Origin of the sequence: Corallococcus sp. 4LFB (assembly GCF_046520365.1) — a bacterium.
GTDB lineage: Bacteria > Myxococcota > Myxococcia > Myxococcales > Myxococcaceae > Corallococcus > Corallococcus caeni.
Genome location: NZ_JBKGHJ010000319.1, coordinates 1 through 10,354, shown reverse-complemented (window position 1 = coordinate 10,354; position 10,354 = coordinate 1). Strand labels below are relative to the sequence as shown.

8 protein-coding genes and 1 pseudogene are annotated in these 10,354 nt (G+C 71.1%); 5 read left to right on the top strand and 4 right to left on the bottom strand.

What is annotated here, in order from left to right; genetic code table 11:
* The 3 genes and pseudogenes from ACLEQD_RS28315 to ACLEQD_RS28305 form a co-directional block, all read left to right on the top strand.
* Window positions 1-1,620 (top strand): response regulator (locus ACLEQD_RS28315; RefSeq protein ID WP_410388218.1); only part of this gene is annotated, 1,620 nt, incomplete at its 5' end.
* Window positions 1,621-1,667: 47 nt separating this feature from the next.
* Window positions 1,668-2,679, top strand: a pseudogene (locus tag ACLEQD_RS28310) (chemotaxis protein CheB); the annotation flags it as partial.
* 102 nt (window positions 2,680-2,781) lie between these two features.
* Window positions 2,782-4,401, top strand: a complete 1,620-nt coding sequence (locus ACLEQD_RS28305; RefSeq protein WP_410388222.1) for a methyl-accepting chemotaxis protein — start codon at window positions 2,782-2,784, stop codon at window positions 4,399-4,401.
* A 73-nt stretch (window positions 4,402-4,474) separates the two neighbouring features.
* On the opposite strand, the gene clpA is transcribed toward ACLEQD_RS28305, so the two are convergent.
* From clpA to ACLEQD_RS28285, 4 genes are all read right to left on the bottom strand, one after another.
* Entirely contained in the window at window positions 4,475-6,757 is a 2,283-nt protein-coding gene (gene clpA / locus ACLEQD_RS28300) for an ATP-dependent Clp protease ATP-binding subunit ClpA (protein WP_410388216.1), read from the bottom strand.
* Between the two features lie 3 nt (window positions 6,758-6,760).
* Complete coding sequence (locus ACLEQD_RS28295) at window positions 6,761-7,087, bottom strand: ATP-dependent Clp protease adaptor ClpS (RefSeq protein WP_014399347.1); 327 nt, start codon at window positions 7,085-7,087, stop codon at window positions 6,761-6,763.
* Window positions 7,088-7,148: 61 nt separating this feature from the next.
* On the bottom strand, window positions 7,149-8,309 hold the full coding sequence (locus ACLEQD_RS28290; RefSeq protein ID WP_410388214.1) for a GNAT family N-acetyltransferase: 1,161 nt from the start codon (window positions 8,307-8,309) through the stop codon (window positions 7,149-7,151).
* Between the two features lie 65 nt (window positions 8,310-8,374).
* Window positions 8,375-8,815, bottom strand: a complete 441-nt coding sequence (locus tag ACLEQD_RS28285; RefSeq protein WP_410388212.1) for a hypothetical protein — start codon at window positions 8,813-8,815, stop codon at window positions 8,375-8,377.
* A 141-nt stretch (window positions 8,816-8,956) separates the two neighbouring features.
* Between ACLEQD_RS28285 and ACLEQD_RS28280 the strand changes: the two genes are divergently transcribed.
* Both ACLEQD_RS28280 and ACLEQD_RS28275 read left to right on the top strand, forming a co-directional pair.
* Window positions 8,957-9,517 (top strand): NifU family protein, encoded by a 561-nt coding sequence (locus tag ACLEQD_RS28280; protein WP_410388210.1) that lies wholly within the window; start codon window positions 8,957-8,959, stop codon window positions 9,515-9,517.
* Window positions 9,518-9,681: 164 nt separating this feature from the next.
* A partial coding sequence (locus ACLEQD_RS28275; RefSeq protein WP_410388220.1) for a class I SAM-dependent methyltransferase occupies window positions 9,682-10,354 on the top strand: 673 nt, incomplete at its 3' end.

Below are 10,354 nucleotides of genomic sequence, written 5' to 3'. Positions count from 1 at the left end.
CGGGTGAGCGCCAACCAGGTGACGTCGCTGATGCGCGAGGTGGAGCGCCTGCGCGAGGTGCGCCTGCGGGTGGAGGAGCGCAGCCGCGAGCTGGAGCGGGTGTCCGCGCTGCTCGCGAAGCAGGGCCTGCTGGCGGAGACCGCGGAGGCGCGCACGCTCCTGTCCGGCACGGGCCGCTCGCTGCGCACCGACGGCGAGGAGACGAGCGACGTGGTGGACGCGCTGGAGGACGGCCTCAAGGCCATCACCACGCGCCCCACGCGCACCATCCTGGACCCGTTGCAGCGCATGGTGCGCGACCTGTCGCGCCAGCTGGGCAAGGAGGCGCGGCTGTCGGTGGTGGGCGCGGAGGTGTCGCTGGACCGGCGCCTCCTGGAGAAGCTCCAGGGCGCGCTCGTGCACATCCTGCGCAACGCCGTGGACCACGGCCTGGAGATGCCCGCGGAGCGCGAGAAGGCCGGCAAGCACCACGAGGGCGCGCTCACGCTGCGCGTGGAGCAGCAGGGCAACCTCCTGTACCTGGAGGCGAGCGACGACGGGCGCGGCATCGACCTGCACCAGGTGCGCAAGGCCGCGGAGAAGCGCGGGCTCATCACCGCGGAGGAGGCGGCGCGGCTCAACGACAACCAGGTGCGCGACCTCATCTTCAGGGAAGGCTTCAGCACCCGTTCGGACGTGACGGACACCTCCGGGCGCGGCGTGGGCCTGGACGCGGTGCGCGCCGCGGTGGAGTCGCTGCAGGGCCGCATCGAGGTGGCGAGCACGCGCGGGCAGGGCACGCGCTTCGTGCTGACCCTGCCGGTGGACCTGGGCAGCTCTCCGGTGCTGATGGTGCGCGCGCTGGAGCAGTTCGTGGGCCTGCCCATGCTGGCGGTGGAGTCCACGCAGCTGGCGCGCCCGGACATGCTGCGCGTGGGCAAGCGCCGGACGCACCTGGAATACCAGGGGCAGCTGATGCCGGTGGTGGACCTGGGCGCGCGGCTGGGGCTGCGCGCGTCGTCCCCGCCCGCGGAGGGGCAGCCGCTGCTCGTCGTGCAGAGCGGCGGCAAGCGCGTGGCGCTGGGCGTGGACGCGGTGGTGGGGGACCGGGACCTGGTCATCCGCCCGCTGCCGTCGGAGGTGCGCGACGTGGCGGCCTGGCAGGGCGCGGCGACGCTCAGCCGCGGGGAGCTGCTGCTCATCCTCCGGCCGGACTGGGTGGTGTCGGATTCGGAGAAGACCGCGGTGTCGGCGGTGAGCCGGCGGGCGCTGGTGGTGGATGACTCGCTCACCGCGCGCGCGCTGCACCGGGCGATGCTGGAGGCCGGCGGCTTCCAGGTGCACCTGGCGGCCAGCGGGGCGCGGGCGCTGGAGCGGCTGGAGGCGGACACCTACGACGTCGTCATCTGCGACCTGGACATGGAAGAGATGGACGGCATCGAACTCATCGCGCGGCTGCGCGAGCGCAAGGACACGCGCACGCTCCCCGTCATCCTGGTCTCCGCGCACGACACCCAGGTGGCGCGCGACCGGGGCCTGGCCTCCGGCGCGGACGGCTTCCTCAGCAAGCGCGAGTGCGCCGCGGGCCGGCTGCTCGCGGAGGTGCTGGACGTGATGAGCCGCCGAGGGAGCCGCGCTTGAGCTCGAAGAAGTCCATTCGGGTGCTCGTGGTGGACGACTCGCCCACCATGGCCAACACCCTCACCGCGCTCCTCACGGAGGAGCCGCGCATCGAGGTCGTGGGCCGGGCGGGGGACGGCAACCGCGCCGTGCAACTGGCGCGCCTCTTGCGCCCGGACGTCATCACCATGGACCTGCTCCTGCCCGGCCTGGACGGCCCGGCGGCCATCGCGCACATCATGTCCCAGGCGCCCGCGCGCATCCTGGTGGTGAGCGCGGTGGCGGAGCAGCGCGGCGTGGACCTGGGCTTCCAGGCGATGAGCGCCGGGGCGCTGGAGCTCATTGGCAAGCCCAACGTCACCAACGCGGAGGAGCTGCGGCGCTGGGGCCGGGAGCTGGCCCACTCCGTGTGCCTGATGGCGGAGGTGCCCGTCATCTCCCGCCGCCCGCGCGCCGTCGCGCCCGCCGCCCATGCCCAGCGGGGCGCGGGTGGACGTGTTCGGCCTGGTCGCCTCCACGGGCGGCCCGCCCGCGCTGGCGGAGGTGCTGTCCAAGCTGCCCCGCGACCTGCCGGTGCCCATGCTCGTCGCGCAGCACATCACCGTGGGCTTCACGCAGGGCATGGTGCGCTGGCTGTCCCAGGTGTGCGAGCTCCAGGTGGGCGTGGCGCGCGACGGCGAGCGGCTGGAGCCGGGCCGCGTGTACTTCCCGCTGGATGGCCATGACCTGCTGGTGGACAGCATTGGCCTGGCCCGCCTGCAGCGCAGCCACGGGGGGCCGTGCCCCAACGGGGACGTGCTGCTCAACTCGCTGGCCATGGCGTACGGCCGGCGCAGCGGCGGCGGCGTCCTCACCGGCATGGGCGAGGACGGCGCGCGGGGCCTGCTGGCCATCCGCCAGGCCGGGGGCGTCACCCTGGCCCAGGACGAGGCCTCCAGCGTCGTCTACGGCATGCCGCGCGCCGCCGTGGAGCTGAAGGCCACCGACGGGGGCACGCCCCTGGCGCTGGTGGCGGACCTCATCCTGCAGAGCTGTCAGCGCCCGTCGTTCCGCCCCGCTCGCGGCCCGGAGGGGGGCCCCGGTGAGCGGCTTCCCGCCAACAAATCGCAGTCGCCTGCGTTGTCCCTGGCGTCGGGTGGCCAACGGCCGGCCCCCCGAGGACGCCACCCCGGGAGTGTTCCCTTGAAGCCCTCCGCCGCGCTCCCTGTCTCCTTCCTGCGTGGGCTCGGGCTCGCGCAGAAGTTCGTGCTCGTCACGGCGGTCGTCAGCGCTTCCGTGGCCCTCATCCTCACCTTCATCGCCACCCGCCAGCTGGCGACCAACCTGGAGGAGCGCCACGCCAGCGAGGGCGAGGCCGTGGCGCTGAGCCTGGCCATCGCGGCGGAGCAGGGCGTGTCCGCGGGCATGGGGTCGCTCCAGCCGCTGCTGGAGACGTTCCGCGAGCGCGAGGACCTGGCCTACATCTTCATCCAGGACCCCACCGGCTACGTGCTGGTGCACTCGTTCCAGGGGGCCTTCCCGGAGGGCCTGAAGGCCGCGCTCGACGCGCAGCCCGCCGTGGGCCAGGGCCGCATCCGCGTGGTGCCGGAGGTCCGGCTGGCGCGCGGCGGCAAGACGCTGCGCGCGCTGGACGTGGCGGCGGCCGTGGCGGAGAAGGGCCGGCTGGGCACCGTGCACGTGGGCATGGCGCGCGAGTTCATCGACGCGAGGGTGGATTCGCTGCGCTGGCAGATGCTGCTGTTCGCGTTCCTGCTGGTGGCGGGCGGCGTGGTGCTGGCCGCGCTGTTCGGCCGGAGCATCGTGCGGCCCCTGGCGGAGCTCACGTCCGTGGCGGGCCACATCGTGGCGTCCGGCGACCTCACCCGCCCCATCCAGGCGCGGGGCAACGACGAGGTGGGGCGGCTGGCCAACTCCTTCTCGCAGATGGTGGGCAAGCTGCGCGAGGTGACGCTCAACCTCCAGCACGCCGCCAGCGCGCTCACCCAGTCCACGGACCACCTCAACGCGTCCTCCACGGAGCAGGCGCAGACCATCTCCCGCCAGGCCGCCGCGCTCCAGGAGACGCAGGTGACGGCGCAGGAGATAAAGCAGACCTCCACGCTGGCCGCGCAGAAGGCGGAGAGCGTGCTCAGCGTCGCCGAGCGCGCGGACACCCTGGCCAGGGCGGGCGAGGCCTCCATCGAGCAGACGATGGCGGGCCTCAACGACATCCGCGTGCAGGTGGGGGAGATCGCGGACAAGATTTTGGAGCTGGGGGAGCGCACGCGCCAGATTGGCGGCATCACCCAGACGGTGAAGGACCTGGCGGACCAGTCCAACATGCTCGCGCTCAACGCGGCCATCGAAGCGGTGCGCTCCGGTGAGCACGGCAAGGGCTTCAGCGTGGTGGCGCGGGAAATCCGCGCCCTGGCGGACCAGTCCATCCAGGCGACCACGCGGGTGCGGGAGCTCTTGGACGACATCGCCGCCTCCGTCACCGCCGCGGTGCGCATCACCGAGCGCGGCGCGGAGCGGATGGAGGCGGGCCTGGCGCAGGTGCGCAACAGCGGGCAGAACCTGCGCGAGCTGTCCTCCATCGTCCAGGACAACGCCGCCGCCGTCCGGCAGATCGCCGCCGCGGTGAACCAGCAGAACGTGGGCATCAATCAAATCACCCTGGCGGTGAATGATTTGTCCAGGATGATGGACGACACCGTGGCCCGCATCGGCTCCACGGGCGAGGCGGCCACCACGCTGCAAATCATCTCCGAGCAGCTCTCCAGCGCCGTGGGCGCGTACAAGGTGGAGATCACGCTGAAGTAGGAAACACGAAGGCCCCGAGTCCCCATGAAGGGGGCCCGGGGCCTCGGGTGCTTCACGGGCTCACGCCGGGGCCTTACGCCGGCACGGCCTCGGTGGACTCGGCCTGGAGCTTCAGCGCGTCGTCCACGACGTCGAAGCGGGCCACGCCGCCGCTCTTGAGCGAGCCGAACAGCAGCGCCTCCGCGAGCGGCTTCTTGAGGGTGTTGTCCACGAGCCGCGCCATGGGGCGCGCGCCGAAGGCCGGGTCGTACCCGTGCTCGGCCAGCCACGCGCGGGCGGCGGGCGTGAGCGACAGGGTGACCTTCTTCTCGTCGAGCACCTTCTGGAGCAGGCGCACCTCCTTGTCCACGACCTTGAGGATGACCTCGGGGGGCAGGCCGGAGAACAGAATCCAGCCGTCCAGCCGGTTGCGGAACTCCGGCGTGAAGGTGCGCTCGATGGCCTTCTTCGCCCGCGAGCCGTCCACCACCACGCTGGTGTCACCGAAGCCCATGGCCTTGGTGCTCATCTCCTGCGCACCCGCGTTGGTGGTCAGGATGAGGATGATGTTGCGGAAGTCCGCCTTGCGGCCGTTGTTGTCCGTGAGCGTCGCGTGGTCCATCACCTGGAGCAGGATGTTGAAGAGGTCCGGGTGGGCCTTCTCAATCTCGTCCAGCACCAGCACCGCGTAGGGGTGCTTGCGCACGGCGTCCGTGAGCAGGCCGCCCTGGTCGAAGCCCACGTAGCCCGGAGGCGCGCCGATGAGGCGGCTCACCGTGTGCTTCTCGGAGTACTCGCTCATGTCGAAGCGCAGGAACTCCACGCCCAGGCTCTGCGCCAGCTGCTTCGCCAGCTCCGTCTTGCCCACGCCCGTGGGGCCGGAGAAGAGGAAGCTGCCAATGGGCTTCTCCGGCGCGCGCAGGCCGGAGCGCGACAGCTTGATGGCGCCCACCATCTCTTCAATGGCCTTGTCCTGCCCGTAGATGACGCCCTTGAGCTCCTTGTCCAGGTTTTGAATCTGGACGCCCTCGCTCGCGGACACGCTCTTGGCCGGAATCTTGGCCATCTTGGAGACGACCTGCTCCACGTCGTGCGCGGAGACGACGCCCGTGCGCACGCCCTCCGGCTTGAGCCGCTCCGCGGCGCCGGCCTCGTCGATGACGTCGATGGCCTTGTCCGGCAGGAACCGGTCGTTGATGTGCTTGGCCGCCAGCTCCGCCGCCGCCTGGAGCGCACCCTCGCCGTACTTCACGTGGTGGTGCTCCTCGTAGCGGCTGCGCAGGCCCTCCAGCACCTTGACGGTGTCCTCCACGCTGGGCTCGTCCACTTCAATCTTCTGGAAGCGGCGGGACAGCGCGCGGTCGCGCTCGAAGGAGGCCTTGAACTCCTGGAACGTCGTGGACCCGATGCAGCGCAGCCGGCCCGACGCCAGCGCGGGCTTGAGCAGGTTGGACGCGTCCATGGAGCCGCCGCTCGTGGCGCCGGCGCCGACGATGGTGTGGATCTCGTCGATGAAGAGGATGGCGTCCGGCAGCTCCTGGAGCGCCTTGAGCACGCCCTTGAGGCGCTCCTCGAACTGGCCGCGGAACTTGGTGCCCGCCAGGAGCGCGCCCATGTCCAGCGAGTAGACGACCGCGTCCTTCAGCGCCTCGGGCACGCGGCCCTCGGTGATGTGGAGCGCCAGGCCTTCCGCGATGGCCGTCTTGCCCACGCCGGCCTCACCCACGTAGAGCGGGTTGTTCTTGCGGCGGCGGCAGAGCACCTGGATGGTGCGCTCCAGCTCCTTGTCGCGGCCGATGAGCGGGTCGATGCGGCCCGCCTTGGCCTCCACGTTGAGCTGCACGGCGTAGGCTTCCAGCGGGCTCTTCTTCTGGGACTCGCCGTCCTCGTCGTCCCCGGCGGGCGTGGGGCGGGACTCGCCCTCCGACTCGCCGTCCTTGCTGACGCCGTGGGAGATGAAGTTGAGCAGGTCCAGGCGGGTGACGCCCTCCTGCTGCAAGAGGTAGAGCGCGTGGCTCTCCTCTTCACGGAACATGGCGACCAGCACGTCGCCACCGTCGATGTACTTCTGCTCCGCGGACAGCGCGTGCATGGCGGCGCGGTGGAGCACGCGCTCCACGCCGATGGTCTGCTGGGGCTCGGCGTCCACGTCGTCGGGCAGCCGCTCGACCGTCTCCTCCAGGAAGGAGGTCAGGTTCTCCTGCAGGCGCTTGACGTTCGCGCCGCAGCCCTTGAGCACCTCGCGGGTGCGCGACTCACGGCTGAGGGCCAGGAGCAGGTGCTCCAGGGTCAGGTACTCGTGACGCATCTTCCGCGCCTCGTCGAGCGCGGTGCGGAAGCTGGCCTGCAATTCTTTGGCAATCGATGGTCCCGCCACGGTTCAGCCTTCCTCGGGTTCCATGGACAGCCGCAGGGGGAACCCGTTGTCCCTCGCCGCGGCCTCCACTGTCTTGAGCTTCGTCTCGGCGACGTCGTAGGTATAAACGCCCGCCACACCGATGCCGTTGTAATGAACGTGCATCATGATCTGCACGGCATCCGTCTCCGACTTGTGGAAGATCTCCTTGAGCACGGCCACCACGAACTCGCGCGTGGTGTAGTTGTCGTTGTGCAGGAGGACCTTGTAGAGCGTCGGCCTCTTCAGCTTCTGCTTGGGGACGGCCTCCGTGACGACCTGGCCGTCATCGTGTTGGTGCTTCTGAGCCATGGGCTTGCGGACTCCCTTGCCTTCGCTGCGCTTTGCCTCTGGCGGGCCTGCCTGAAACCCCTCAGACCCGCTCCTTGAAACCCGTCTCCGCCCACCACAGCGGCAGGCCGCTTTCCACGGCTGCCCGCTCGTGCGCCAGGAAGCCGCGCACCGCCCGGTCCAGGCCGGGGTGGAGGAACAGATGCGCACTGTACGTGAGGTGCGGCTCGAAACCCCGGGTGAGCTTGTGCTCGCCGCCCGCTCCCGGCTCGAAGCGCTCGCGGCCCTGCGCGATGCAGTCCTCCACCGGGTGGTAGAGGCACACGTTGAAGTGCAGGAACGGATGGTCCTCCAGCGCTCCCCAATAACGGCCGTACAGCGTGCGCGGCCCGGTGAAGTTGAACGCGCCGGCCACCGCGCGGCCTTCCCGGCGGGCCTCCACGAACTCGCACCGGTGCCGGAAGCCGGCGAGCAGGCGGGCGAAGAAGTCCTCGGTCAGGGAGCGCACGCCCCACGGGTAGCGGTCCACCGTGGAGGCGTAGAGCCGGTGGGCGCGGGCCGCGTCCACCTCCTCCAGCGCGTCGCCGCGGAGGGTGCGCACGGTGATGCCCTGGGCTCCCAGCGCGCGGCGCTCGTGCTGAAGCTGGTGCCGCCGCTTGGAGCGGAAGCGGCCGAGGAAGTCCTCGAACGTCCGGTAGCCCGCGTTGCGCCACAGGTACTGCACGCCCAGGCGCAAGGCATAGCCCTGGGCCTCCAGCACCGGCAGCTCCTCCGGGGTGGGGAAGAGGACGTGGACGCCGGAGAGCCCCTCCGCGCGCGCGTACTCCAGCGCGGCGTTGTACAGCTCCGCCTCGCGGGAGGGGGCGTCCTCGCCGGGGGCCACCAGCACGCGGCGGCCGGTGGCGGGGGTGAAGGGCACGCCCAGGACGAGCTTGGGGTAGTAGCGCAGGCCCGCGCGCTCGGCGAGGGTGGCCCAGGCGGCGTCGAAGACGAACTCGCCGTGGCTGTCGTCCTTGAGGTACGCGGGCGCGGCGGCGACGAGGCGCGAGCCCCGCCAGATGGTGAGGTGCCGCGGGTGCCAGCCGCGCTCGGGCACCACGCTGCCGCTCTCCTCCAGGGCGGCGAGGAAGCCCCACTCCAGGAAGGGCACCGACGCCGGGTCCACGAGCGCGTCCCACGCCGACGCGGGGACGTCGGTGATGGACTGGAGCAGGCGCAGCGTGGTGGGGAGCGGGGCGGACATGGACGTGGCGAGCGCCAGCCTATAACGGCGGGTGGCGGCTGCCGCCACGGCGGCCAGGGCGCCGTCTACTTCCCGCGCGTGAGCTCCTGGGCCAGGAACCCGGCCACCTCCGTGAGGCCCGCGGCGGCCCGCTTGCGGCCCTCGTCGGACTCCATGACGCGCCGGGCGGCGTCGCTGGCGGTGCCCACCTCCAGGTCCAGCAGGATGAGGAAGGCGCTCCAGCCGGCCGTCACGTTGGCGACCTTGCCCGGCCGCTGCGGCCGGTCGCTCAGGGTGGCGGCCACCTTCTCCAGGAGGCCCTCCTCCTTGAGACGTTTCGTGCTCCCGAGCATCTGCGTCCAGGTGGCCTCCAGCAGGGAGGTCAGGAGGCGCCCGGAGAGGGCGGTGGACAGGCGCTGGGCGGCCTCCTCGGAGTCAATGCGGTGGGCGTCCGCGTAGGTGGGGCCCAGCTTGGCCACCACCACGGCCTTGGTGGCGAGGTGGGCGAGACGCGGAGGGAAGGGCATAGGGGCCCTGTCTTACATCGGTGACGGGCCTTTGCTCCATCCGGAGTGAATGAATGGCGCGGGGCGTTTGCCTGACAGCCGGACAGGTTGCTATGGGGCCCGGCGCCCTTTAGAGGAAGCGGACTTTCGTAGGGAGAACACATGTCAGTGAACATCCAGCTCGAGTGGACCCCCAACCCCAGCACGTTGAAGTACGTGGTGGACCGCAAGCTGCTGGGCGGTGGCGCGGTGAACTTCACCAACCGGGACGACGCGCAGGCCAAGTCGCCCCTGGCGCTCCGGCTCATGGACATCCAGGGCGTGACGGCGGTGATGCTGGGCACGAACTTCGTCACCGTGACGAAGGGCGAGTCCGGCGAGTGGGACGAGCTCAACGACTCCGTGATGTCCACGCTGGACACGCACCTGTCCGAGGGCCTGCCGGTGGTGGACGAGGCGGCGGTGGCGGCGTCGCGTCAGGCGACGAGCGCGGACGGCACGGTGGAGCAGCGCATCCAGTTCATCCTGGACGAGGAGATCCGCCCGGCCGTGGCGCAGGACGGCGGTGACATCACGCTGGACCGCTTCGAGGACGGCATCGTGTACCTGCACATGAAGGGGTCGTGCGCGGGCTGCCCGTCGTCCACGGCGACGCTGAAGATGGGCATTGAAGGCCGGCTCCGGGAGATGATCCCGGAGGTCACCGAAGTGGTGTCCGTCTGAGGCGGAACGTCAAGGCGCCGCAGGTCCGCAAGGAGCTCTTGCCGGACCAGTCCCAGGCGCTCCTGCGTGAGCTGCACCTGCTCACGCGCGAGGGACACCTCAACGCGGACGCGCTGCGCAAGCTCAAGCAGGTGAACCACCTGGTGGGCCTCTTGCGCCCCGCGATGGAGGACGTGCAGGCGCGCCACGCGAACCCGCTGGTGGTGGACGCGGGCAGCGGCAACGCGTACCTGGGCTTCGTCGTCTACGAGCTGTTCCTCAAGGACGCGGCGGGCGGTGAGCTGCTGTCCATCGAAGGGCGGCCGGACCTGACGGAGCGCGCGAAGGGCCGCGCGGAGCGGCTGCGCTTCGACCGGATGCGCTTCCAGACGGCGCACATCGACGCGGCGGAGTACCCGGAGCGCATCCACGTGCTGATGGCGCTGCACGCGTGCGACACGGCCACGGACGACGCGCTGGTGGCGGCCATCAAGCACGGCGCGGACCACGTGGCGGTGGTGCCGTGCTGCCAGGCGGAGGTGGCCGCGCAGCTGAAGGAGAAGAAGGCGAAGCCGGCCGGCTCCATGTCGCTGCTCTTCCAGCACCCGTGGCACCGGCGCGAGTTCGGCTCGCACCTGACGAACGTCATCCGCGCGCTGACGCTGGAGGCGTTCGGCTACCAGGTGACGGTGACGGAGCTGACCGGGTGGGAGCACTCGTTGAAGAACGAGCTCATCCTCGGGCGGCGGGTGCACCGGGACAACCGGCGCGCGCGGCTCCAGCTCCAGGCGCTGCTGGCGGAGACGGGCGTGCAGCCCCGGCTGACGCGGCTGCTGGGCATCACGCCCGCGGGCGCTG

Bases quoted from the DNA above. Each gene is read 5' to 3' on its own strand.
- ACLEQD_RS28295 (WP_014399347.1), bottom strand. From the start codon at position 7,087: ATGGCTCAGAAGCACCAACACGATGACGGCCAGGTCGTCACGGAGGCC.
- ACLEQD_RS28290 (WP_410388214.1), bottom strand. From the start codon at position 8,309: ATGTCCGCCCCGCTCCCCACCACGCTGCGCCTGCTCCAGTCCATCACC.
- ACLEQD_RS28285 (WP_410388212.1), bottom strand. From the start codon at position 8,815: ATGCCCTTCCCTCCGCGTCTCGCCCACCTCGCCACCAAGGCCGTGGTG.
- ACLEQD_RS28280 (WP_410388210.1), top strand. From the start codon at position 8,957: ATGTCAGTGAACATCCAGCTCGAGTGGACCCCCAACCCCAGCACGTTG.